This is a genomic window from Kitasatospora sp. NPDC058046, from assembly GCF_042885595.1.
Lineage (GTDB): Bacteria > Actinomycetota > Actinomycetes > Streptomycetales > Streptomycetaceae > Kitasatospora.
On record NZ_JBHVRS010000023.1, the window covers coordinates 20,550 to 43,943 of the forward strand.

The window sequence follows — 23,394 nt, forward strand, 5'->3', positions numbered from 1 at the left end:
CGGCCCCGGCTGGACCACAGCACGAAGGAGAGCACCGATGAGCGGCAAGGAGCCGGCCGCGACGCCGAAGCGCAGCAAGACGCGCCGCACCGCCACGAGCCCCGGCGAACAACTCGCCGCCGTCGTCCAGGACCTCCAGGCCGCGCTGGAGGCCGTCAAGGACGCAGGCCTGGAGCCGATGGCGCTCCTGGAGCAGCTGCGAGACCCGCTCACGGTGATCGACGACACCGCCACCGCCATGCGCGAGATGCGCCTCGAGGGGGTCCTCGCCGCCTACCCCGACCGGTCCGTGCCGGTCTACCGCATCTCCGACGCCTCCGGGCTGTCCCCCGCCCTCGTCACCCGGTACGCCAAGCAGGCCGGACTGGAGCTGCGCAACCGCCGCGCGAGCAGCTAGCCGCCGGCCAGGGCGCGCAGCTCGGCGAGAAGGTCGCGGCTGCCCTGCCGGGCCAGGTCGGTCTCGAGAGCCTCGTGGGCCGCCTCCTGCATCGCGGCCAGCTCGTCGTCGTCCATGTACTCCCACGGGATGCGGCTGGTGACGACGCCGAGGCGGTACTCGCCCTCGTCTTCGTCCTCGTCTTTGGCGAGCTTGCCGATCTTCCGCAGGACTTCCTCCTTGCGCTGCTGACTCTCCAACACCGTGTCGAGGAAGCCGTCCACGCACCCGTAGCCGGTGACGCGAACAGGCGCGGCGGGACGGGTCCGGGACTCGATGAAGTCGCGCAGCGCCATCCACTTCCACTGGCTGCGCACCGCGTTCCGACCGGCACCCGCGGCGGCGTCGAAAGCGGTGAGGAGCGCGGCCAGCTGCTCCCGGGTCGGCAAGACGCGCCCGGCCAGGATGAGGTGGATCGTGCTCTTCGCCACCCGGTGCCCGGCCGCTTCAGACAGGTCCTGGAGGGCCTTGAGCGTGGGCTGACCTGCCCGGGCCCGCACCTTTCGCAGCCCCAGCGCCAGGTTGTCCAAGGTCCGTCTGGGCTGGTACTTCTCGGTCTTCGGGGCCCGCTCGGAGGCCAGAGGAGCAGCGCGCCCGATGGCCGCCGCCTGCCACAGGTCGCGGATGTCCTGCGCGGCCTGGTGCTGGGCCTTGGTGTCCGCAGGGTCCGCGGCTGCGCGGGCGAACGCGTGGACGGTGTCGAGCCGGGCGAGCCGGTGGCCGGCGGCGGCCTGGCTCAGGGTCGCGGCTCCCCTGGGCGTGCCGAGAGCCTCAGTGCGCGCGGCGAGGCCGGCGTAGGTGAGCCCGCTGGCCTTCTTCATCCGGCGCAGGGCCAGGGCGAGCGCCCGCAGCCGCGGGTTGGTGCCCGCCGGAACGGGGTTGGCGTGGCGACCCAAGGTCAGCGACCCCGTCCGTCGAGCTGGTTGCCGCCCGGGTGCCGGCGGGTGAGCAGCCCGGTCGAGGCGGCGGTCGCGACCACCGTCAGCGCGTCCGGCACTGGCGTTCCGGTCAGTGCCAGGGTGGCGAGCGCCAGGATCAGGACGACCAGGAGCGCGGCCTCGGGGCCGGCCAGGTGGGCGTGGGTGATGAGAGCGGCGGGAGCGGGCAGGGACTTCATGCGGATCTCCTTCTGAGTAGGGGCGTGGAGGGGGCTTTGACGCCCCGTGCGGGGGTGGGCCAACTCGGCGGCGGTGGAGGCCGGTTACACCATGAGTCTCCGTGCTTCGCGAGTTGTTGCGCTACTCCGTTCGGGATGGGGACCCTGTCGACGTCAAGCGGTCGAGGAATGAGCTTCGGTGTGATGACCTGCTGGTTTCCGCGAATTTGATCTGTTTCTGTCCAGGCGTCTCGGTGCCCGTTCGGCGCTGACGGTCGTCGGTGACGTAAGGGCCGAGACGTCGGTTCGGTGCTTTCGGTCGGTGCGGGAACTGCCTGAACTTCGTGCCTCGAAGGGTGTGCCCAAGGGCGCCCGCCCACGAATAGACTGAGGTCAAGAAAGCAGACGGAAGTCAGCTTGGTTGCCAGTCCGGACCGCGAATCCGGGCAGACCTCACAGGAGAACCCCATGCGCGACAGCGACGTCATCACCGGCCGGGCCGACCTCGGCGCCATCGACAACACCACCGGCGAGGCCGCCTTCTACTCCCACCGTCAGCCCGCCTGGCACGGCCTCGGCACCGTCACCGAGGATGCCAAGGCCAGCGACGAGGTCCTGCACCTCGCCAAGCTGGACTGGGAGGTCGAGAAGCTGCCGATCCTGCCGATGAACAAGGGCAAGCTCGGCAAGAAGATCCCCAACCGCTTCGCCACTGTCCGCACCGACACCGGCGACTGGGTCGGCGGCCTCGTCGGCAACACCTGGACCCCCATCCAGAACCGCGACGCCTTCACCTTCCTGGACGAGCTGGTCGGCGGCGGCCACGTCACCTACGAGACCGCCGGTGCGCTCGACGGCGGCCGGGTCGTCTTCATGTCGGTCAAGTCCCCGAGCATCACCCTCGACCCCGAGGGCGCGGCCGACCGCATCGACCTCTACACCCTGTTCGCCAACAGCCACGACGGCCGCTCCGCCGCCGTCGCCGTCGAGACGCCGGTGCGGGCGGTGTGCACCAACACCCTCGACATGGCCGTCGACGAGGCCCAGCGCGTCTGGAAGGTCCGCCACACCATCGACGCCCTCGACCGGCTGGAGGAGGCCCGGCGCGCCCTCGGCTTCACCGAGCGCTACGCCGCCGCCCTGGAAGCCGAGGCCACCGCCCTCTACCAGCAGGCGATGACCAACCAGGAGTTCGACAAGCTGATCACCCGGCTGTTCGGTGCCCCGGGCGACGGCGCCCGCAAGCACATCGTCGCCGCCCACGAGGAGCGCCGGGACCGGCTGCACCACCTGTTCGCCGAGGCCGACACCCAGGACAACATCCGGGGCACCCGCTGGGCGGCCCTCCAGGCCGTCGTGGAGTTCGAGGACTACTTCCGCACCGTCAAGGCCCCCGAGGCCCTGACCGAGCGGGAGCACCGCGCCAACCTGGCGATGACCACCCTGCTGCACGACCAGAAGAACCCGCTCAAGGACACGGCGAAGGCCCTGCTGCTCGCGGCCTAACCCCCGACGGCCGGGGGCCTGCGGGCCCCCGGCCGACCGCCAGCCGCTCCACATCGCCTCGGCCGCGCCGCCCGCCCGCGCGGCCCCACTCTCCCCTGGAACGAGGAACCGTCATGTCCGACAGCAGCAACCCGCCCGTCGCCATCGAGGCGGCCGGCCTGGCCGACTTCGTGGCCGGTGCGCTCGGGCGCGAACCGGCCGGTCAGATCGCCGTCGCCGAGTTCGGCGACCCCCTGAGGGTGTACCTCGCGGACATCCCGGAAGGCCGGCACGGGTCGGCCCGCTCGTCGGCCTTCGCCCGCGCGTTCATCGGCGACATCGCCGGGATGCCCGCCACTGGCCGCGGGCAGCGCGACGTCGCGCTGCTCATCTACGCCCGCGACGGCCACGGCCTCAAGGACGTCCGCCCCTACAACGCCGTGTGGCTCAACCTCCTGATCGTGTGCGAGCAGCGCGGACTGAACGTCGTCGCGAGCCAGTTCATCATTCCCACCCAGTGGTGGGGTCTTCCGTCCATCGGTGAGACCGGTCCGGGAACGCCCCGCGCTGCCGCGGGGCGGACGGCCGACGGGGGCCCCACGGTCGGGGCGGAGGGTGGCGCAGACGTGGTGGCCGACGCCGTGCGCGCCTTCGCGCGCGAGCTGGAAGCCGGCCATGAGGCCGCCAAGCGGAGCCTCAAGCCGCTGCTCGCCGCCGTGCTGACCGGTCGTCGTGACGTCGAGGACCTGACCGATCAGGAGGTGGCGCGCCTGCTTCTCGCGGTCCAGAACGGGGACATCCTGCACGCGGCCTCGACGTACTGCGAACCCGAGGAGGTGAAGAGGGCGGCGCCGCTGTGGTCGCGCGTCGCCCGCCTGTGCGTCGACCCCTATCGCCGCATGGCTGCCGCGCCGCTCACCCTGCTGGGCATCGCGCTGCTGCTCGACGGCGACGTGCCGGCGGCCGCAGGCGCGGCATTCCTCGCGCTGGAGGTCAAGCCGGGGGACGAGGAGGCGCAGGTGCTGCTTGGGCTGGTCTTCCGGGCCGAGCTGGAGCAGGTCGTCCGCGCGCCGGTCAGCGTGGCGGAGGCACTGAGGGCAGCCCTTCGTGAGGACCGCGAGGAGTAGTCGGGGGCTGTGCGTGGCACCGGGTGCCCGTCCCTGCGGGGGCGGGCACCCGGGCCCGGCTCCGACTGCGCCCCAAGTCGGGGGAGTTGGGGTGTGCCCAACGGGCGCGCCCCTCAAATAGACTTAAGTCAAGAAAGAAGGCGGAAGTCTTCTTCTGTTGCCGCTCCGGACCGCGAATCCGGACCAACCCTGATAGGGACCCATGACCCACCAGCCCTACAGCACCGAAGACCACCTGGTCCACCTGCTGCCGCACCTCTTCGGCTTCCACCCCGAGGCCAGCGTGGTCATCGCCGGCATCACCCCGGACAATGAACCGCTCGGAATCCTCCGCACAGACCTGCCCGCCGACCCCGCGCGCTGGCGGCCCGTCGCGCGCGGACTCGTGGACCACTACCAGGAAAGGTCCTCGGCCACCGTGCCGACCCGCAAGCTCGTCGCCTACATCTGCCCCGACCTGGCCGACGCGGACTACGGGCCCCAGTCCCGCCTCGTCCACCAGCCCATCGCCGAGTACCTCCGGGACGCGTGCCACGACCAGGGCCTCGACCTCAGCGACACGCTGTACGTCACCCGCACCCACTACTGGCCGATGCTGACGACCGGAGCCAGCGAAGGACGCCCGATCCCTCAACCGCCCGCAGAACTCGACGCCACCGGCCTTCCCCGCAGCGCCGACGTCCTGACATCCCTGAAGCCCGCCACCGGGGCCCGGGCCGCCACCACCACGGCCGTCCTCAACGCCGCCGTACGCGCCATGCACGCCGAGATCCGCTCCGACGGCCACCAGAGCGTCGTGGACAGCGGGATCGCCCTGCTGGTCGATACCATCGCCGACCTCATCCCGGACGCCGAGAAGGCCAAGGCCATCCCCGACGCCCTCGCCGCCCGGCTGCTCCTTGTCCTCCAGTACCCCGACGTGGTCAACGCCGGACTCCTGCACTGCGAGGACCACGAGCTGACGGCCGCGCGAAGCCTGTGGCTGGCCCTCGCCCGCCGCTGCCCCGCCTCCTACACCGACCATGCCGCCGCTCCGCTCGGGCTCTACGCCTTCACGACATGGGCACTCGACGACGACGCCCCGGCCCGCCTCGCGTTGCAGGCCGCCGAACGCTGCCTGCCGGAGGCCGAACTGACGACGTTCCTGCTGCACATCCTGAACACCGGCTTCACCTTCGACCATATGCGGGAACACCTCCGCGAACTCCGCGCCACCCGGTCCGGCCCCGTCACGGGCTGAGCCGCCCCCGGCAGGGGCCGCGCCGAGCGGCCCCTGCCCCACCCCCCAGACCAACCGCGAGCGGAGAGAACCCCTTGACCATCAACACGGTGCCCGTATTCGACGTCCGCAGCCCCGCCCAGGCCGTCGAAGCACTGCCCTACCTTCTCAGCTACCAGCCCGACGGCCCCGACGGCATGGTGTTCGTCCTCGTCCACGACACCCTGCACGATCGCCCGCTGTTCTGCCAGAAGTTCGATCTGCCCAGCGCCAAGGACGACCCGAACGAGGCCGCGCACAGCATGATGCACAGCACGCTGCACCGCCTGGAGAAGCTCGCCACCGGTCCGGCCGCCATCCTCGTGTACCTGTGCGCGCGCCAGCAGGACGCGGGCGACGGCCACGCCGCGATGACCCGGCACCGGACGGTGGCGACCGCGCTCCTGCTGTCCGCCGAGACCCACGGCATCGACACCCTCGCCGCCATGTTCGTCACCCCCACCCACTGGTGGGTGTACCACCACGACAACCCCAACTACCGGCACGAGGGCATGCCCGTGGACGGCCCCGACAACCCGGGCGTGGTCACCATGAACGCGCGCGCCGTCGGCATCCCCACACCGCCCAGCCAAGCCGCGATCGCCGCCGCCCTCGAACCCGTCACCGGGAAGGATGCGGCGGCCCAGCGCGCCGCGATCCTGCACGCCGTCGGCGAGCGCGCCGCCCGCGTACAGGCCACCAGCTTCGACGCCGAGACCGAACGGCTCACCGCGATCCTCGACCGGCTGCTGCTCGACGGAGGAGACGGCACCCCCCTGGAGGACCTCACCCCGGACCAGACGGCAGAACTGATCGTCGGGCTGAGTCACCGGCCCCTGCGGGACGTCGCGCTCGAATACATCGAACCGAAGGAGCTGCCGCGCGCCCGGGAGCTGTGGGCACTGCTGGCCCGCCGCTGCGCCAGCGCCACCACGACCCTCGTCGCGCCTCCCCTGACCCTCGCGGCGTTCACCGCCGCCGTCGCCGGGGAAGTCCCGGCCGCTCTCATCGCCCTCGAACGGGCAAGGACCGCCGACCCGCGCTACCTTCTGGCCGGGCTCCTGATGGAAGAACTCGTGATGACGGGCTCCGTGGACGACATCGCTGACGAGTTCCGGGAGGAGCGCGAAGCCCGTCTTCGCGGCCGAGACAACTGACCACCCGGTCCGGGGCGGGCGGGCACCGCACGCCCGCCCCGGACCTCTGCGACGACCAGGAGGACACCGTGAACGACAGCGACGCGCGGCTCGAGCCCGACGACGACCCGGCGCCGGCCGTCGCCGACCCCGCCACCGGGGAGGTACGGGTTCTCGCCCGCCTGTGCGACACCTGCATCTACCGCCCGGGCAACCTGATGAACCTCGCCCCCGGCCGCGTGCGACAACTCGCCGCCGGGGCGCTCGCCGCCAACGGACACATCGTCTGCCACTCGACCCTGCCCGCCCTCGCCCCGCCCGGGACGAAGGGCGCGATCTGCCGCGGCTTCGTCAACGCCCACGGCAACGCGATCTTCGCGCTGCGCGTCGGCGCCGCCTTCGGTCGCATCGTCGAGGTGTCGCCGCCGGCCAAGCGGATGTGAACGAAGGGGTGCGCCCGATGCCCGTGCGCAACCACGGCACACCAGGGGACGTTCGGGAGTCCGTCCTCCCGCGACGTCCGGCAGGTCGGCTCCGCCTCGTACGACTTTGCCCCGTCGAGCTATGGCTCGACGGGGCAAAGTGCTGCGGGCCTACCTGAAGATCAGGGTCCAGAGCTCGTCGGCTGTGGGCCTGCCGTTGACCTCGGCGAGATAGATGTAACAACCAGCGCCCCGCGACTTCAGGACCTCGTTCTTGTTCTTCTCGTTCGCGATGGTGGTGTGCTCCTGGCCGGTGTTCACGACCCACCGCTGCGCCAGGTTCCCGTCATTGCAGGGTGTCAGGGCCAAGGCGTTCCCGGTCCCCGAGCTCGTGATGCAGTTCGAGGGTCGCCGCGGAGCTTTGGGTGATCGAGAACAACCTGTCGATCTCGAACATGGACTTCGACGACGCCGCCCGCGCCGTCGACGAGGACGGGGTGTTCAGAGACTTCTGAGCCAGGCCGCCCAGCAGGCCAAGATCACCGGTTGCCTAGACTGGCCTGATGCCCCGCCTTGAGATCAGCGTACGCACCATGCCGAAGGCGGTGGCTGTCGCCACCGTGGCTCTGCTCTTCGCCACGACTGCGGCTTGCGGGCCCGGCGGGTCCGACACGGCCTCGTCCCCGGCGCCGGTCTCCTCCATCGAACCGGTGACTTCGGCCTTGCCACCCACACTGCCGCCGCCGACCTTGCCGACCTCGCGGACCGCGTCGGCCCTGCCCGTGCCGGTCCCGCCGCCCGTACCGAGGACGGCGACAACCGAGCCGACTCCGCCCGCGACGGTCGCCTCGCCGACCAAGCGTGCCGGAACCGGGACGGAGGCAGGCGCCGGCACCGCGGGCAGCGACTCTCCCGGACGGCACGACGGGAGCAACTACGACAACCTCTCGCCCGCCGGGCGGGAGGCGAACGACACCGAGAACTGCGCCCAGACGGCGGGGAAGAAGAAGGGCAGCTGCAACGAGCCGCACCGTAAGTGCCGGGAAGCCGGCGCCACCGTGACCTCCTCGGCGGGCCTGGCCCTGACGTGCCGGACCTACGCCAAGGACGGCCGGCTCCACTGGCTCGCCGCCGGTGAGTGATCCGAAGCCCGCACGGTCCCAGTACAGTTGGTGGGCCGCGCGGACCGGACCCAACGCCACGCAGCACGCGATACGGGTAGCGTGTACTGCATGACGGGCCAGGATGCGCGGCAGCGGGTGGAAGAGGCACTTCGAAGCTGGGCGCGACACCAGGGCGAGACCGAGGTCGAGCGGGACCCGCTGATCCTCCCTGCCCGGGTGGCAAAGGCGAAGGTCGACCGGGCCTCCCGCACCTCCACCGACCGTGTCCTCGGTCCGGTCCTGCAGGGTGTGCGCACGCAGGAGATCGCAGGCCTGAAGGCCGCGGACGCCGGCGGCGAAGCCGTCGAACTGGATCCCGGCAAGGTCCGCCGCCGGGAGCTGCCGATGCCCGACGAGGCTGCGCGACGACTTGCGGACATCCTCCGCGTGGCCGGTACGACCCGCGCTGTGTTCCCCGCCGGTCCCCGGCATCGGTCGCAGCCCGACTTCCCCGCCGCGCTCCCTGCCATAGCCCTCGCGCACGAGATCGACGCGGGGCGACGCCTGGGCAGGCCAACCCCCATCGAGGCGCGCCCCATGGACTCCGTAGACCTCCAAAGTCGCCAGGTAGACCTGGCCTGCTATTACCAACCGTAGGTCCGGCGCGCCGAGTCGAGTCGGTGCTCGGCCTGGTTGCCGTCTGCCCGGTTGCGAGAATCCGGTGCAGAACTCGGCACCGTCCCAGCTCCGAGATCGGCGATCCCGACGGCCGGGCCGGGGAGCAGCAGTCCTCCGTTCTGCGACCGGTAGGCCGCCTGTACAACTCTGCCACCGACCTGTTCTTGCAGCCCGACCCGGTCCTGGCGGGCGCCGAACACTACGGCTACCCGGCCACCCTGGATAGGCCTGATCTGACCGGCTCGTCCTTGATGATGCTCGTTGAAAGCGGCTCTGACCGGAGTTCCGTGAAAGGCCAGGTCATCGGTACCGGCCTCCCGGTATAGATGGCTTACCGGCATCGGGAGTGGCGAGGTTGTCGGTGTCATCCGGCACGATCGCGGCGTGCATACAAAGACGGCAGGTGCTGGCGCCCGCCAGGGCCGGAACTTCCATTCTCTGGTCGAGGCGGGGGCTGTGCTGTACATCGCAGAGTGCGACGAGCTGGATGCGCTGAAGGTAGGCGTCACAAGCCGGGCCAGTCGTACCAGTCGGGTTCGACAGCATGCTCGACACGGGTGGCGCACGACGGCTGAGATCCCTTTTGACGACGGCCGGCACGCCTTCGTTGCAGAGCAGGCCGTCCTGGCGTTCCTGCGGACGTGCGGCGCGCGGGAGACCCTCAGGCAGGATCAGTTACCGCAAGGCGGCTACACGGAGACCGTCGCGTTCGCACGGCTGGCTCACCTGAGTGCCGATCAACTGCTCGCGGTCGCCCGGGTGGCCGCCGGGATCGTGGAAGCCACCGAGAGTCCTCTGTACATCATTGAGGTGGCGGGTAGTCAGGTCATCGCGGAGGCGACTCGGCTGGTTGAGCATATCCAGGTACTGCGTCGTGCCGGCCGTCGGCGGGAAGCGGACGAGCTGGCCGCCGAGGGGTGGCTTGCCCTCGGCGAGATCCTCAAGGCCTTCCAGGCCCTCAGGGACTCCCTGTAGGGCCGACAGGTCGTCTCGACGACGTCGGAATGGGTGGATCCTACGGCTGTGGATCAACTCGCTACCAATGGCGGAGAGTTGGAATCCCCGCAGGCCCATGGAGATCATTACGGAACTGCGGACAGAGCCGTTCTCGCAGAGCCTCGTCGTCCTGTGCGCGGCGGACGGCCCACGTGCCCGGCGAGCGCGTCGTGCACTCGGCCTGGCGGTTGAGGGCGAGCGGAAGGCATCGCCGCGGTCTTCGGCCTGGTCCCGGTTCTCCCGGACAGGGCGGCGAAGGCCCGTTCCCCGGCTCCTTGAAGATGGCCGGCGGGGGCGAGCCGGTTGGTCCGGTGGGCGAACGGCCGTCGCGACAGCCGGGGGTGGACGTCGGTTTCGGTATTCGGCGCCACCACCGGCGGGAGGACCGGCTTCCGCGATGAGGAGGTCTGCCGGCAGGAGGGGGTACTGCGACCCGATCCGAGATCCGTTTCGGGGTGGGCCTTAGCCGTGGCCTCGTTCCTTGGGGTGGTGGGGCGTTGGGGCGCTCGAGGGGGCCGCGTGGAGTCTGATCCTGATCCAGCGTGTGGCGTCGTCGGCGCGTGGGAGGACGGGGGCGGGTCGGGCCGTGTCGGCGGGTGCGATGGGCGGGTTCAGGGTGAGGAGGAGTAGTAGGTCGGTGGCGGATTCGACCAGTCCAAGCCACGCCTCCTCCTGGCCGACGTTGTGCAGGAGAATGTCGACGGCGTCGGTGACCGCCTCGTCGGCGACGGGAGTCCGCCACCGCTGCACCGTGGACCTCGCGAACGCTTGTGCCGTCTCTACGGCGGCCGGTGTGCCGCATGTGCGGTGCACGGCGAGCCGGGGCATGGCCGGACCCAGCGCCGGGTCGCGGGTGAAGCAGGGGTCGTCGGGCCCGGTCGGCACGGTCCTCCTGAGCGAGTGCGGCGCGAATGTCTGCCGTCCCCTTCCCCCCTTCGACGGTCCGCAACCCGAGAGAAGGGGGCGCCGTGATGCGGATCGAAGGCACCCGTTTGGAGGACACCGCGTTCGAATTCCCTGTCGCTAGCATTCCCGTAACCACTCCCTTGCAATTGCAAATGGGATTGCAAGGGGTTGAGTGTTCGCATTTTCGTGCGATGAAAGGGGAGAGGTCGAATGAATGCTGGAATTCCGCAGAACGGTGTATGTGCGGCGCTGCTGGCGGTGGAGTGGGAGAAGAGCCCCTACAGCTTCTCGGAGGGCAACTGCGTGGAGGTGGCGAGCCTGCCGAACGGCCACATCGCCTTCCGCAACTCCCGTGACCCGCAGGGGCCGGCGCTGATCTTCACGCACGACGAGGGAATGGCGTTCGCCAAGGGCATGGGGGGCGGGGCGTTCAACCACCTGTTCTTCAACTGATCCGTTCGAGCCGATGGGATCCATAGAACGGCGGGCATGCGGGACGCGGGCCGTGGGATAGTAATTCCCGAACCCGGCCCTCAGGAGTCCTGCATGCCTGCCGACCCCGCCCGTCCCGCACTGAGCGAGCCGGAAGGCGGCGACATGTGCAAGCGCCCACAAAACGGCGGGCCGGCTGTTGCCGCGAGAGTCCTCGGCTCGGCGCTGAGGGACCTGCGGGTGGAACGTCGGATGCGCCTGTCCGACGTCGCCCCGCACATCCGCGCATCGGTGTCCAAACTCAGCAGGATGGAGCGCGGCGAGAGCGCCCCGTCGGCGCGCGACGTGCACGACCTGATCAAGTTCTACGGTGTCGGCAACGAGGACCGCGCGAACGTGGAGACCCTGCTGGACCGCGTGGCAGCCGGGCCCTTCGCGGCGGAGTACGCGGACATCACTCCAGGGTGGTTCCGGCGCATGATCGGTCTGGAAGTCGAGGCGGCGCAGGCAGAGTACTGGGAGGGAGTCGTGGTTCCGGGCCCGCTGCAGACGCGCCGCTACGCGGCGGCCATCATCCAGGCGGGTCGCCACCGGGCGCCGTCGCGCGAGGTCGAGCGTCGCGTGCAGCAGCGGATGGACCGGGCCCAGCTGTTGTACGACAAGCCCGACCGCACGGTGGTGGCATTGCTGGACGAGAGCGTGCTGCACCGCAACATCGGCAGCCCGAAGATCATGATCGAGCAACTGGAGCACCTGCAGGACCTCGGTGAACACGAGAACGTTTACATCCGCATCCTGCCGTTCGCCGCGAACGTTACCCCGCCGCCGATGGCCTTCGCCCGGCTCGGCTTCGAGTACGGGGGGCCCGGAGACATAATCTACGTGGAGGGGCCGGGCGCCGGCGCTACCTACCTGAGCAAGCCACACGAGGTCGACCACTACCGGGACCTGCTGCGAACGCTGATGGGGCACGTGGCAGACCGCACGGAGGGCCTGGCGCTCATCAAGAACGCGATCAGTGTCCACGGGGGGCGACTGCGGGGGACCGGTTTCGCGGGCTAGTGCGCCCTCGCGATGCCGCCGAACTCCTCCCACTCGATCTCCGGGGGCCGGACCCTCCTGGCCGGACGCCACTGGGACACCTCGACCACGCCGGGCTCCAGAATCTCCATGCCCTCGAAGTAGGCGGTCACCTCGGCCGCTGTGCGCACCTCGCCCCAGGTGTCGCGGGTGAGTTCGGCCATCAGCGCCGTGATGCGCTCTCGGACCGCCCGGTCCGGGCTGACGAGCTGGGAGATGGCCATGTAGGCCGGCTGGCTGGCGGGCAGGCGCCCGCGCACCCGGCGCACCACCTCGGCGGGCGGGACCGAACCGGCCTGCGGGATGCAGTGCAGCACGCTGACGAAGAGCGCCGCCGTGGGAACATCGGGCTTGATCAGCCGCTCGACCGCGGGGCTGGAGAAGATCCGGTCGGTATCGCGCATGTCCGCCCACACGATCGCCGTGTTGTCGTTCTCCGCCAGGAGGGTCCGGCCGGTGTGGAGCACCATCGGGTCGTTGTCGACGTAGACGACCCGGCAGGCGGCATCGATCCCCTGGGCGACCTGATGCACGTTGCGCTGCGTCGGCAGCCCCGAACCGAAGTCGATGAACTGTCTGACCCCGTAGTCCCTGACCAGCACCTCGACGACCCGCATCAGGAACGCCCGGTTGATCAGCGCGACGGTCCGGCTGCTCGGCGCCACCTGCAGCAGTCGCTCCACCCCCACGCGGTCCGACTCGTAGCCCTCGTGCCCGCCCAGCAGGAGATCGTACATACGAGCGACGCTGGGCTGATTCGGGTCGAACATCGCGGGAGGACCGATTTCCGCACCCGACTGCACGCGACCACCCCCGGCTGTAGCTCCTTGATCGAAGTCCCCATGCTAGAGGCCAATATGACGACGCGCCAGGAGCGTTCAGGGCTCGTAAGACTGAACCTGGCGCGCAATTTTGGCGCAGCTGAGCGAAGGGGTGGCGCGAGTGCGAAAACTCGCGCCACCCCTTCGCGCCGGTCTCACGGACCAGGCCTGGCTCACGTACCCGCCGAACGGAAGGCGAGCCGCCCCCCGACCGCCCGCGGCAGACTCCTCTCGGCCGCAAGAACCAAGCCGGCCGCCGTCGACGGCTCGACGCCCATCAGGTCCGCCGCCTCCGTCAGCTGCATCCCCAACCGGTAGTGCAACACAGCGGCATCGGCAGCGGCGCTCGGCAACAGGCGGTGCAACGCGTCCGCCTCCTGCGCACCATGCCGCCCCTCACAGCGCGCCGACACCTCCTCGCGCACCAGCGCCCACACGACAGCCGACAGATTCTGCTCCCGCACCAGACGAGGCCAATCCGCCGCCAGCCTCACCACCACCCGATCAACTGCCTGCTGGGCACCAGGAGCCGACCCCAACCGGGACACGGCATACCTCCAGTACGGGCCCCGGTGTCGCAGGACAAACGCATCCAGCACCTCATCACTCCCAGCCATGACTCGCCTCCCCCTCCGGCACGGCCGCGCGCTCGAAACCGCCGGCCCGCCCGAAGCCCCCGTGCACCAACTCCACCAGCACGGCGTAGTGCAGCTGCTCCCAGCACGGACGAAGGTCCGCCGGGCGCCCGCCCAGCGCCGTGGCCAGGGCACTGACCACCGGCCAGTCCGGCACCGTCTCGAACTCCAGCACCGACCGCACCAGCTTCTCCGTCAGCCCCGGCGCCCGCGCGCACACCCGCTCCACCGGCAGCTCGCCAGCCGCCAGATGCAGGCCACGAAGCGCCCACAGCATCCGGTCGGCGGCTACCGCCAGCGACACCCGACCCGGCAACACGATGCCCTGAGCCAACTCCCACAGCATCCGCACCGACCGCGGATCGCCCCCGAACGCCTCCACGAGCGTCTGCAGGATCGGCCACGTCGGCACCCGGTCCCCAGCCAGAATCCTCGACACGTACGACGCCGAACACCCAGCCTGCTCCGCCGCGGCCTGAAGACTCACCTCGCTACCCACCTGCAGCACGGTCAGCGCCGCCGCCAGATGGTCCGCATACCGGGGCCCCGGCGCACGCACAGCCACCTCCCCCGACACAGGGCCACTCCCGCCAGGCTCGGCCGCCGCCTGCCGGCCCCGGCGGCGAACCAGCTGCTGCTCCACCTGCTGCGGGGCCCACCGACGCCGAGCCGAATCCGCCTCGACCCCCAGGGCCGCCCCGATCTCCGACCACGACGCACCGCCACGGTGCGCATCGTGCACCACCGCCGCGGCGTAGTGGTCGACCTCGCCGCGAAGCTCCCGCGCACGTGCCACCAGCACCACCAGCGGCGCCTGACGCGACTGCGCGTCCAGCAGCCTGCCCGCCGCCGCGTGCACGTCCTCCGCCACCAACTGCCCCCACCCGCCGGCGTCCTGGGCGGTTCGCCGCACAGCAGCCCGACCCTTGTCGCGCAGCCGCTGCGCCCGCTTCTGGCACTTCGTCGTGTGGTACTGCTTCGGCCGCCCCGCGCGCACCGGCCGCTGGAACGCCCGTCCGCACGATTCCAGCGCGCACGTCGCGGTCACCCATGTCGTCATCTCTGATTGCCCTTTTCTCCCTCATCCGGCGGCATTTCCGCCCTCAGGGGCGGACCGCGTCGGCGGTCCGCCCGGGGCGCCCGGCAGGGGTGTGCCAGAGCATGCGGGCCTACCCCTGCCGGGACGGTGCCTACTGCAGGCGCAGGTGCCGGTAGCGGAATCGAGCCTGACCGGCGGCGGTGATCAGCGCGCCGAGTCCGGCGAGCAGCCACCACGGCACCGCGTTGGCACATGCCATGGGCACGGTGACGGCTGCGGTCACCGAGCCGAGGGAGACCGATACGTCCCAGTAAACGAACCCGCGCGACAGCCGCGGGTGACTGGTAGGTTCGGTGGCGATCACGGGTCGGCTAGCAGGCAGCCCCGTGAGGGCGTAGTTGTGCACACGCACTCCTCGCTCCGGGCCCCGGCCAGCGGTTTCCGACACCAAGGCCGGGGCCGTCCTTTTGCTGTGCGGAGAACGGTACCGCTAACTCGGCGCGCCCGAAGACCACTTGCATCAACGGGACCTTTTCTGGCCGATTGCGGGAGTCGATGGGAATGGCAGGACTGACGGGGACTCGTCACCTTTAGGGGTGCTGGTCGCAGGGGTGTCGTGCGCAGTAACTATCAGTGGATGCCCGCATGGTGGCGCATAGGCGTGCGGATCTGATCAGGGATGCGCGGATTCGCGTCGGGTCAGCGTCAGGGATTGCCCTCCGAGTCCTGGAATTTGACCTTGCGGTCCAATGTTCGAACGCAAGATTGACGATCCTTTGCAATCCCCCCGGTTGCAGATGCAAATGACCGGAGCAGAATATTCCGGAACTATGGTGGTGTAGATCACACGATGCGGAGGGGGTGAGACAAGCAGGCGGGTGAAGGACCAACCTGGCTATCGCGCCCGAGCCTCCAGAGAAGCGCCTGAGCTCCTCCTCACGGTGCCGGCCCGAGAGCTGGAATCCAGGGAGTAGGAGGGCAAGTGCCAGGGGCAGGTCTGCCGCGCGGCCCTGGGCGGCCGAGGGACGTCCCCGGGTCCGACCCGACGACGCCGAGCGGGAGTCCCGCGCCCAGATCGACGGACCGCCGCCGACCGGCGAACCCCCGCCACACGCCTCGGCCGGTCGGCGTCGCTTCCTACGCGAACTCGGATGAGCGCGGCTGGGCTCGTCCGAGCCCTGCCGGACCTGCCTCTCGGTACATCCCAAGCCGAGAAGACGCCGGCGACCGAGACGCTGGCCATCTACGCGTAGCGGCCAACCGGGCCGATCAGCCGTCTGACTTCGGGGCCGGTGGGCCCGCCTGGCCGAAGTCGGCCTTCGCCTGCGCAGACCGCTCTGCGGGCCCTACGGTGTCCGCATCGGCATGACCGCAGGTCAGGTGTTCAAGGGGTGGATACGGATGAGGGTTCCGCTGGCGGACGCAGTCGCGGCGGTACGCGACGAACTGATCGAGGCGGCGGCACGAATCGGGGCTGATCCGGGCGTGGTGTTCGCGGTGGGGCCGGTGGAGATGGAGTTCGAGGTCGAACTGCGTGCCGATGCGACGGCGAAGGCCGGCTTCAAGCTCTGGGCAGTCGGCGCCGAGACCGAAGCCGGCGTCTCCCGCGCTCGCACCCACCGGGTCTCCTTCACTCTCACCCCGAAGCGGGCCGACGGCGGCGACCTCCTCGTCAGCTCTGCGGGGGAGCGCCCGGTCGGGCCCGGTGACACCTCCGGGCGCATCGAGTAGGGCCTCGGGCTGTTTCCGGTCCCGGACAGCACCAGGGGCTGGGAGCAGCGACCGGGTGGCAGGCGGAAGAGCGAGCAGGGCTGGTGGGGGTCCGGGATGGAGCAGGGGCGTCTTGCGGCGGTGACCGGGGTGGGTGGGTCGGGGTCGGGATATGCGGTCGGCGGCCGGCTGGTGCTGACCTCCGCGCATGTCACCGGCCCGGCCGGAACCAGCGTCCACGTGTTTCACCCGGGCGGGAGCGGCACGGCGGGCGGGAAGGTGGCATGGGCCGGCACAGCCGGCGAGCGGGGCGACGCCGCACTCGTCCTCGTCGACGACTCCCCGCACTGGCAGCCGCCCGCGGGCCCGGTGCGGTGGGGGCGGCTGGTCACCACCCGCCCCGGCGCGCGGTGCGAGACGTGGGGGGTGCCGGACGAGGCCCAGCGGCCGCGCCTCGCAGTGGAGGCCGAGCAGTTGGCGGGCCGGATCAACCCCGGCACCGGGTTCGTCAACAACCAGTACGTCATGGACCTCGACCAGCACCCCCCGCACTGGTCGCCCGAGGGCGCGCCGCCGTGGGGCGGCCTGTCCGGCGCCGGTGTCCTATGCGGACCCCTGCTGACCGGAGTCGTGGCCGCCGACCGCGCCCACTCCGGCCACGCCCGGCTCAACGTGATCCCCACCTACGTCCTGACCCACGATCCCGCCTTCCGCGCGGCCCTCCTCGAACACGGCGGCGGCACCCTCGCGGGGCTGGAGGGCGTGGAGTTCCAAGCTCTCACCGACCCGGCCCAGACCCCCGGAGCCCGCCCGACACCGGCGACGCCCGCCGCCCTCCTCGAAGCCTGGCGGCAGATTGTCCCCTTCCACGGCCGGCACGACCTCCTGGCCGAACTGACCGCCTGGTGCGACTTGGGCGAGTTCGGCGCATGGCTCCTGCACGGCCCCGGCGGCCAGGGCAAGACCAGGCTCGCCCACCACCTGGCCGACCTGCGAGCCGCCGACGGCTGGACCGTCCTGTGGCCCCGGGCCGCCGCCACCGCCGATCAACTGGCGGCCGTCCGCTACGCGGCCAGGCCGCTCTTGGTCGTCCTCGACTACGCGGAAACCCGTACCCACCAGCTCACCGCCCTCGTCGAGGCAGCAGCCCAGCACCCGGGTGCCACCCCGCTGAAACTCCTGCTCCTCGCCCGCACCGAGGGCGACTGGTGGCGCCAGACCACCACCGAGAGCCGCCTGACAGAGCACTACCTCGCCACCGTACGAACCCACCGCCTCGCCCCGCTGGAGGACGACCCGCTCCGGCGGTCCGACCACTACCGCGAGGCCGCCGGCGCGCTCGCCGCCGTCCTACCGCAGTTCAAGCACCCCATCGGCCAGGACCAGGGCACACCCGTGGTTTCCGCCCTCCCAGACAGGGACCTGACCCCGGATGCCTACGGCAACGCCCTCACCCTCCAGATGACCGCCCTCGCCGACCTCCTCGACGCCACCCGGTCCGCACCCGAACACGCCAGGGCGACAGCGGACGAAGCCGAGGCGGTCGAGGACCGGCTGCTCGCCCATGAGCGCCGGTACTGGCGCCATCACGCTGTCGCCACCGGCCTCACCCCCGCCCTGAGCATCCCCACGCTGGAAGTCGCGCTCGCCGCCGCGCATCTCGCCGGAGCCGCCGACCGGGACCAGGCCGACCGACTGTGGCAGCGGTTGCCCGCCCTCGCCGACCAGCCCCGTGACCGCCGCGACTGTGTCACCGCCTGGCTCGCCGCCCTCTACCCGCCCACCACCGGTGCCAGCTTGACCGACAGGCCGCCCTGGGGGGCGCTGCAGCCCGACCGTCTCGCCGAACGCCACGCCGGCCGGACGCTCGAAGCCGACCCCCATCTGGCCGACCGTCTGCTCGACGGCGCCGACGACACCCAGATCGAACAGTTCCTCACCGTCTACTCCCGTGCTGGCGCCCACCCCGCCCTCCGACTCGACACGCAGCTCATCGACCTGTGTGTTCGCCGCCACCACCAGCTCGCGCAGCACATCGTCGCCACCGCCACCCGCACCGACCACCCCCAACCGCTCATCGATGCCCTCGACGCGATCGCCACCAGCCCCGACACACCCCGCGACACTCTCGCCGCGATCTACGACCGGTTCCCCCACGCCAGCCATCGCCTCGCCACCACCGCCGCCCGCCTCACCCTCGCCATCACCCGCCGCTACCGCACCCTTGCCGAGGCGAATCCGGACGTCTACCTGCCCGACCTCGCTATGGCCCTCAACAACCTCTCCTACCAGTTCGGCGGCATCGGCTGGCGGGCCGAGGGCCTGACCGCCGCCCAGGAAGCCGTCACGATTCGCCGCACCCTCGCTGAGGCGAATCGTGACGCCTACCTGCCCAACCTCGCCAACTCCCTCAACAACCTCTCCACCCTGCTCGGCGAGGCCGGCCGGTCGGGCGAGGGCCTGACCACCATTCAGGAGGCGACCGGCTACTACCGCACGCTCGCCGAGGCGAATCCGGACGTCTACCTGCCCGACCTCGCCCTGGCCCTCAACAACCTCTCCACCCTGCTCGGCGAGGCCGGCCGGTCGGGCGAGGGCCTGACCGCCATTCAGGAGGCGACCAGCTACTACCGCACCCTTGCCGAGGCGAATCCGGACGCCTACCTACCCGACCTCGCCCTGACCCTCAACAACCTCTCCACCCTGCTCGGCGACGCCGGCCGGTCGGGCGAGGGCCTGACCGCCATTCAGGAAGCGACCGGCTACTACCGCACGCTCGCCGAGGCGAATCCGGACGCCTACCTACCCAACCTCGCCATGATCCTCAACACTCTTGCCCTCAGGTCCGACGACCTTGCTCTGTGGGCCGAGGGCCTGGCCGCCATCCAGGAAGCGGTCACGATCCGTCGCGCTCTCGCCGCGGAGAACCCGGACGCCTACCTGCCCGATCTCGCCGACTCCCTCAACAACCTCTCCACCCTGCTCGGCAGATCCGAGCGGTGGACCGAGGGTCTGACTGCCGTTCAGGAGGCGACGGGCTACTACCACACCCTCGCTCTGGAACTCCCTGACCGCTTCGAAGGCGATCTGCAACGTTCCCTTGAGGTGACTGCCTGGCTCAAAGGACGTAAGTAGCTAGCCTGCGCGTAGCTACTCGGGTCGGCCCGCTCTGTAGCACGGCGGGTCGGCCACCTCAGAGGGTGTCCCGCGAGTCTTGGGGTGAGGTTCCCGAGGCGCGGGAGGTTGTCGGACACGGCCTGATGGGCCGTGAGAAGGGAGCCTCCGCCATGGCTGCATCGATGAAGTATCCGCCCGAGTTTCGGCAGTGAGCTGTTGCCGAGTGCCGCGCCGCCGATCCGAAGCCCGTGATCCGGCAGACGGCTCGCGATCTCAGGGTGCACCACAAGGCCCTGTGGAACCGGACCCGGAAGGACGAGGCGGGCCGGGGCGAGTGCGACGACCGGCCCACCACGGCTGAGAAGGAGGAGCCGGCCGCTCTGCGCAAGGAGAACGCCGAGCCCCGTTGGCCCTGCGAGGTCCTCAAGGCCGCCTCGGCTCTTTCACCAAGGAGCTCGACCCGGCCCGGCGACGGTACTGAAGCCCATCCGACCCTGATGTAGTGCCGAAGGCGCCAGTGGCCTCGCGGCGGAGGTGGCCGCGGAGCGGTGGAACGGCCAACTGCTCTCAACCGTTGGCCGAAGTGGTGCCATGGGCGTGTTGGACCGGGGCGACCCGCGCGCCCAGACCTCTCCAGGTGCCAAGTCGCGGCTCTACGAGAAGCTGTGTTCGGGCATGTGCGTGTCCACTGTGAGGACGACCTCGTCGGCCGTGTCGACCACGGAGCCGACATCCGGGGTGACCTTGACGATGACGTAGGCCCGACTTACCGACAGGTCGTCGTCGAGTGCGTCGTGGCCATCCGGTGCCACCGCCTTGGTGACGTTGAAGCAGTCGAGTTCGCCGACCATCGCATGCATGAGGCTGTTGCCGATGGCACTGGCGGGAATCGGCTGCGGCCATGCCTGCTTCGCGCAGGGGACAGCCGGGGAATCAGTGGATGGGCTGCTGACGGCCGGTGCTGCCGCGTTTGCCACCGGTGCCGGCGTCGAGCCGCATGCGCACAAGCTGGCGACGACGGCGGTGCCGAGCAACGCTGAGATGATGGAACGGCGGCGCACGGATCCCCCGAGGTCTTGGTGAGTATGCAAACTGCGCAGATCAGCGTACCCGTATACCGTCATGGGGGTGACGGGATGCCCGGCCTCTGAAAGCGACGTGCCGAGTCTGCATTGTCCGCCGCTGCCCGCGCCTGCTGCCCTGCACCGTTGGGTTGCACCGGGGGTCGTCCCTGGGTGGTGCCTTCGCGTACTGCCGGCCTCGGCGGCACGGCGTCCTCCTCGGTGACCACCTGCCAGGGCGGAGACGCCGGCATCCTGCGTGCGTGCGTGAAGTACCTGAAGATTGTCGGAACAGTCGCCTACCCTGCTGAATGGCCAGCTTTTGATGTTCCGTCAAAAAGGTGGGGTGTTGGGAGTGGCCAGAGATGATGACGGTGGTGACGCCCGCAGGCAGACCCTGGAGACGTGGGCCAGCACGATCGGCAAGCCCGTAGGGGAGAACTACTCTCCCTACTCGCGCTGCAAGGAGTGCTTGACCACGGTCGAGTGGAAGATGTCCACCGGGGGCAAGTGGATCCCCTTGCAGCCCAGGGACCTGCCCAGCCGTCGCGTGCCGGCCAGGGTCGCCTGGCACGAGGACGACGAAGGCCTGGTAGGGCCGGGCCGGAAGGCTGGCCGTTGCAGGGTGATCCATTACGCCGTCTGTCCCGCCCGGGTCGGCACCCTTCAACCCGAACTCGACGAAGTGCGACGGATGCTCGGAGTCCGGGGGCGCAGCTACCGGATCGCCGTCGGAGAGGACGCGCCGCTGCACCTCGCCCCCAACGAGTACGGCGTCTCCCCAGAGGCGGAACACGAGGGCGCGCTCTTCACCGAGAACGAGGTCGACGACCGCGGCAGCATGCCCGTGGAGGTATCGCGCTGGGATGACTGGCTCCAGGTCCAGGCCGCCGACCCTGCCGAGCTGGCCAACCCGATCTATGTCGTGCTCAACCGCCTCGGTGAGCGCGCCGAGGGAACCTGGCTGATTCCCCGCACCCCGACGAACGAAGTCCACCTGCGGCGACTCGCAACCCGGAACGAATGGCGCTGGACCGACCTGCCCGGCACCGGCCCCGACGGACCCGCCAGCACACCCCCCATGCCACGCCCCCGTACCGGAGACAGCTGATCTGGGCCGCGATCGAGCTCTGCTGCGCCGTCGGCCGACCGGGTGGCTGAGCCTCCGGGCGGGCGGTCCTGAGGTGAGGAAGTAGTCGGGCGGCCAGGGCGGTTGAGTCCCAGCCGGCGCCCGGTGGCAGGCGGCGCGGCCCGTTCGACGTCACCGGTCGCGAAGGAATGCTCTTGTAGGCGAGGCGTCGACGAACTCCCTGGTTTGACACCGCACTTCATGAGTTTCGATGGCGACGGAACGGCCGGTCACCTGGAAGAGGCGTTGGCAGGGCGCGCTCATGTAGTGGGAGGAGTGCTGGGAGGGAGCGCTCCGGCCGGGGGCGGTGTATTGGCTGCTGCTGGTGTCGTCCCGGAGAAGGTATGCCTTGCCGACTTCGACCGTGACGGGAAGACGCGGTTTCCGGAGCCGGTGCGTGCAACGTGGATTGACGAGGACCTGGCCGCCCACTGCGCCTCCGGGCCCGCGTCGGCGACAGCGCGGGCCCGGGGTCGCCAGAGGCTCTGCGCTTCGGTCCTCGTCGACGAACTCGTGCGTCCGGCGACGGTAGGGCCTCCGAGATGGCGGTGAGGCGGTTCGGCGACCAAGGCGTCGGATCGCTTGCTGAGGGCCAGATCGCCGTCCTGGCGCACCAGTCAGACGTCTTCGTGGTCGAGGTGGAGGACCGCGAGGCCGGGCACCTGAGCGAGGAGGCCGTCGGCCAGGAGGGTCATGTCGCCCGGCTGGTCGGCTGGCGGTGCCGCTGTTCTTGCCCAGTCGGAAGGCGACCAAGACGGTCGGGGTGAAGACACGGCCGCCGGTCCCACCAGCACCTGGGCTCGCGGCGGGGGCACCTGGATTCAGGTGCCGTACGCGGTGAGCACGCCGTCTCCGAGCAGTGTGTTGGAGGTTGCGGGGGAGTCGAAGAGCCGCAGCGGCTGGGCGACGTTGACACCCCTCTGGTCGACCTGGGAGGCGGTCCGCTGGGTCACCAGCGCAAGGCTGTAGAAGGTTGCCGGCACCACGCGTCTGCACGCACGACCCCGCCCGGTATCCGGCCGCCTTCTACGCCTACCTCGGCGGCCGCGTCCCCGAACCGCCGTTCGGCGCCGCAGCCCTGCGGCCTGTCACGGAGAGCGCCGGCCGATGTCACCGAAGGCCTGGGAGGGTAGCCCGGTGCGCAGAAGGTCGAAGGAGTCCAGAACACTGCCGCCGGCCGCAGGGTCGGGCCACCGGTCCGGGTCGACCACAGGGACACCGAAGTACGTCTGGCCCCATCCGTCCTTCCACGTCGGGTCGACGACCGTACCGTCGGTGCTCGCACACCACGCATGCGCGAGCGGTACCACGCTGTCGCCCCCGACACCGGCGGCGGCGAAGCCCTCGACGTAGACCAGACCCGGGCGTCGCCGGGCGGTGGTGGATGCGTTGCCGTAGCAGAGCTTCTCGGTCATGGGCGCGATGCCGATGGGCAGGGCGGCCGGTTCGAAGAAGCGACCGTGCTGGAGAAGAAGATGGTACGTAGAGCGGTATGCCCAGCCCGCGGTGCCTGGGGCAGAGCGCTCGTACAGCTCGGCGTGGATACGGATGTAGCCGAGAAGGTCGGCTTCGGCTGTCGTGAGTTCCGGTGGCGTGGTCATGCCTGTTCTCCGTCGTCCGCAATCCGTGCCGCAGCCCGGGAACGGACCGGACGTGACGTGCCTGAATTCCAGGGCACGGTGAATCGAGGCGGGGCCGCGATTTGCCCTTGATGCCAGGGAGATCGT

General features: G+C 70.4%; 25 protein-coding genes and 2 pseudogenes. 16 read left to right on the forward strand and 11 right to left on the reverse strand.

The window, feature by feature from the left end; all coding sequences use genetic code 11:
* The first annotated feature begins 37 nt into the window (after positions 1–37).
* Positions 38–397 (forward strand): hypothetical protein, encoded by a 360-nt coding sequence (locus ACFVU7_RS35240; protein WP_375875673.1) that lies wholly within the window; start codon positions 38–40, stop codon positions 395–397.
* Here the strand turns inward: ACFVU7_RS35240 and ACFVU7_RS35245 are convergent.
* On the reverse strand, positions 394–1,332 hold the full coding sequence (locus ACFVU7_RS35245) for a hypothetical protein (protein WP_388049335.1): 939 nt from the start codon (positions 1,330–1,332) through the stop codon (positions 394–396). The genes ACFVU7_RS35240 and ACFVU7_RS35245 overlap by 4 nt on opposite strands.
* Before the next feature lie 2 nt (positions 1,333–1,334).
* A complete protein-coding gene (locus tag ACFVU7_RS35250; RefSeq protein ID WP_117490292.1) occupies positions 1,335–1,553 on the reverse strand; it encodes a hypothetical protein in 219 nt (72 codons plus the stop codon).
* 447 nt (positions 1,554–2,000) lie between these two features.
* Here ACFVU7_RS35250 and ACFVU7_RS35255 point away from each other — a divergent pair, with 447 nt between their 5' ends.
* The 5 genes from ACFVU7_RS35255 (at position 2,001) to ACFVU7_RS35275 (ending at position 6,981) form a co-directional block, all read left to right on the forward strand.
* Positions 2,001–3,038, forward strand: coding sequence for a DUF932 domain-containing protein (locus ACFVU7_RS35255; protein WP_388049338.1), 1,038 nt, complete (start codon positions 2,001–2,003; stop codon positions 3,036–3,038).
* 113 nt (positions 3,039–3,151) lie between these two features.
* Positions 3,152–4,144: a DUF4192 family protein gene (locus ACFVU7_RS35260; RefSeq protein WP_388049341.1), complete on the forward strand. Its 993-nt coding sequence runs from the start codon at positions 3,152–3,154 to the stop codon at positions 4,142–4,144.
* Between the two features lie 202 nt (positions 4,145–4,346).
* On the forward strand, positions 4,347–5,384 hold the full coding sequence (locus ACFVU7_RS35265) for a DUF4192 domain-containing protein (RefSeq protein WP_388049344.1): 1,038 nt from the start codon (positions 4,347–4,349) through the stop codon (positions 5,382–5,384).
* Between the two features lie 74 nt (positions 5,385–5,458).
* Positions 5,459–6,559: a DUF4192 domain-containing protein gene (locus ACFVU7_RS35270; RefSeq protein WP_388049346.1), complete on the forward strand. Its 1,101-nt coding sequence runs from the start codon at positions 5,459–5,461 to the stop codon at positions 6,557–6,559.
* Positions 6,560–6,627: 68 nt separating this feature from the next.
* Positions 6,628–6,981, forward strand: coding sequence for a hypothetical protein (locus ACFVU7_RS35275; protein ID WP_388049349.1), 354 nt, complete (start codon positions 6,628–6,630; stop codon positions 6,979–6,981).
* A gap of 150 nt (positions 6,982–7,131) precedes the next feature.
* On the opposite strand, the gene ACFVU7_RS35280 is transcribed toward ACFVU7_RS35275, so the two are convergent.
* Entirely contained in the window at positions 7,132–7,281 is a 150-nt protein-coding gene (locus ACFVU7_RS35280) for a hypothetical protein (RefSeq protein ID WP_388049352.1), read from the reverse strand.
* A 98-nt stretch (positions 7,282–7,379) separates the two neighbouring features.
* Here ACFVU7_RS35280 and ACFVU7_RS35285 point away from each other — a divergent pair.
* The 4 genes and pseudogenes from ACFVU7_RS35285 to ACFVU7_RS35300 all read left to right on the forward strand — a co-directional run.
* A pseudogene (locus tag ACFVU7_RS35285) lies at positions 7,380–7,475 on the forward strand (DUF6924 domain-containing protein); the annotation flags it as partial.
* 234 nt (positions 7,476–7,709) lie between these two features.
* Positions 7,710–8,102, forward strand: coding sequence for a hypothetical protein (locus ACFVU7_RS35290; protein ID WP_388049355.1), 393 nt, complete (start codon positions 7,710–7,712; stop codon positions 8,100–8,102).
* 90 nt (positions 8,103–8,192) lie between these two features.
* On the forward strand, positions 8,193–8,720 hold the full coding sequence (locus ACFVU7_RS35295) for a hypothetical protein (RefSeq protein ID WP_388049358.1): 528 nt from the start codon (positions 8,193–8,195) through the stop codon (positions 8,718–8,720).
* Between the two features lie 477 nt (positions 8,721–9,197).
* Positions 9,198–9,716, forward strand: coding sequence for a hypothetical protein (locus ACFVU7_RS35300; protein WP_388049360.1), 519 nt, complete (start codon positions 9,198–9,200; stop codon positions 9,714–9,716).
* Between the two features lie 483 nt (positions 9,717–10,199).
* Here the strand turns inward: ACFVU7_RS35300 and ACFVU7_RS35305 are convergent, their stop codons facing one another.
* The gene (locus ACFVU7_RS35305) at positions 10,200–10,622 is read right to left on the reverse strand and encodes a hypothetical protein (RefSeq protein WP_388049363.1); all 423 of its coding nucleotides are present in this window, start codon (positions 10,620–10,622) and stop codon (positions 10,200–10,202) included.
* 231 nt (positions 10,623–10,853) lie between these two features.
* Between ACFVU7_RS35305 and ACFVU7_RS35310 the strand changes: the two genes are divergently transcribed.
* Together ACFVU7_RS35310 and ACFVU7_RS35315 are read left to right on the forward strand one after the other, a co-directional pair.
* Positions 10,854–11,096 carry a DUF397 domain-containing protein gene (locus ACFVU7_RS35310; RefSeq protein ID WP_375875687.1) on the forward strand — a complete coding sequence of 81 codons (243 nt, stop codon included), beginning with the start codon at positions 10,854–10,856 and terminating at the stop codon, positions 11,094–11,096.
* Between the two features lie 93 nt (positions 11,097–11,189).
* Positions 11,190–12,137 (forward strand): helix-turn-helix domain-containing protein, encoded by a 948-nt coding sequence (locus ACFVU7_RS35315; RefSeq protein WP_388049366.1) that lies wholly within the window; start codon positions 11,190–11,192, stop codon positions 12,135–12,137.
* On the opposite strand, the gene ACFVU7_RS35320 is transcribed toward ACFVU7_RS35315, so the two are convergent.
* The 4 genes from ACFVU7_RS35320 to ACFVU7_RS35335 all read right to left on the reverse strand — a co-directional run bounded on the left by ACFVU7_RS35320 (position 12,134) and on the right by ACFVU7_RS35335 (position 15,056).
* Complete coding sequence (locus tag ACFVU7_RS35320) at positions 12,134–12,925, reverse strand: SAM-dependent methyltransferase (RefSeq protein WP_388049368.1); 792 nt, start codon at positions 12,923–12,925, stop codon at positions 12,134–12,136. The two genes, ACFVU7_RS35315 and ACFVU7_RS35320, sit on opposite strands and share 4 nt — an antisense overlap.
* A gap of 224 nt (positions 12,926–13,149) precedes the next feature.
* Entirely contained in the window at positions 13,150–13,440 is a 291-nt protein-coding gene (locus ACFVU7_RS35325) for a hypothetical protein (protein ID WP_375874365.1), read from the reverse strand.
* Positions 13,441–13,579: 139 nt separating this feature from the next.
* A complete protein-coding gene (locus ACFVU7_RS35330; RefSeq protein ID WP_388049371.1) occupies positions 13,580–14,671 on the reverse strand; it encodes a helix-turn-helix domain-containing protein in 1,092 nt (363 codons plus the stop codon).
* A 130-nt stretch (positions 14,672–14,801) separates the two neighbouring features.
* A complete protein-coding gene (locus tag ACFVU7_RS35335; RefSeq protein ID WP_375874367.1) occupies positions 14,802–15,056 on the reverse strand; it encodes a hypothetical protein in 255 nt (84 codons plus the stop codon).
* 959 nt (positions 15,057–16,015) lie between these two features.
* On the opposite strand from ACFVU7_RS35335, the gene ACFVU7_RS35340 reads away from it, so the two are divergent.
* The 3 genes and pseudogenes from ACFVU7_RS35340 to ACFVU7_RS35350 all read left to right on the forward strand — a co-directional run.
* Positions 16,016–16,381: a trypco2 family protein gene (locus tag ACFVU7_RS35340; protein ID WP_388049374.1), complete on the forward strand. Its 366-nt coding sequence runs from the start codon at positions 16,016–16,018 to the stop codon at positions 16,379–16,381.
* Positions 16,382–16,639: 258 nt separating this feature from the next.
* Positions 16,640–19,495 carry a hypothetical protein gene (locus ACFVU7_RS35345; protein ID WP_388049377.1) on the forward strand — a complete coding sequence of 952 codons (2,856 nt, stop codon included), beginning with the start codon at positions 16,640–16,642 and terminating at the stop codon, positions 19,493–19,495.
* Positions 19,496–19,719: 224 nt separating this feature from the next.
* A pseudogene (locus tag ACFVU7_RS35350) lies at positions 19,720–19,980 on the forward strand (hypothetical protein); the annotation flags it as partial.
* Between the two features lie 150 nt (positions 19,981–20,130).
* Here ACFVU7_RS35350 and ACFVU7_RS35355 read toward each other — a convergent pair.
* On the reverse strand, positions 20,131–20,511 hold the full coding sequence (locus ACFVU7_RS35355; protein WP_388049380.1) for a hypothetical protein: 381 nt from the start codon (positions 20,509–20,511) through the stop codon (positions 20,131–20,133).
* A gap of 352 nt (positions 20,512–20,863) precedes the next feature.
* Here ACFVU7_RS35355 and ACFVU7_RS35360 point away from each other — a divergent pair, with 352 nt between their 5' ends.
* Positions 20,864–21,649, forward strand: coding sequence for a DUF6083 domain-containing protein (locus ACFVU7_RS35360; protein WP_388049504.1), 786 nt, complete (start codon positions 20,864–20,866; stop codon positions 21,647–21,649).
* Between the two features lie 839 nt (positions 21,650–22,488).
* On the opposite strand, the gene ACFVU7_RS35365 is transcribed toward ACFVU7_RS35360, so the two are convergent.
* Both ACFVU7_RS35365 and ACFVU7_RS35370 read right to left on the reverse strand, forming a co-directional pair.
* Positions 22,489–22,620 carry a hypothetical protein gene (locus tag ACFVU7_RS35365; protein ID WP_388049383.1) on the reverse strand — a complete coding sequence of 44 codons (132 nt, stop codon included), beginning with the start codon at positions 22,618–22,620 and terminating at the stop codon, positions 22,489–22,491.
* A gap of 135 nt (positions 22,621–22,755) precedes the next feature.
* Positions 22,756–23,268, reverse strand: coding sequence for a hypothetical protein (locus ACFVU7_RS35370; protein ID WP_388049386.1), 513 nt, complete (start codon positions 23,266–23,268; stop codon positions 22,756–22,758).
* Between the last annotated feature and the right edge of the window lie 126 nt (positions 23,269–23,394).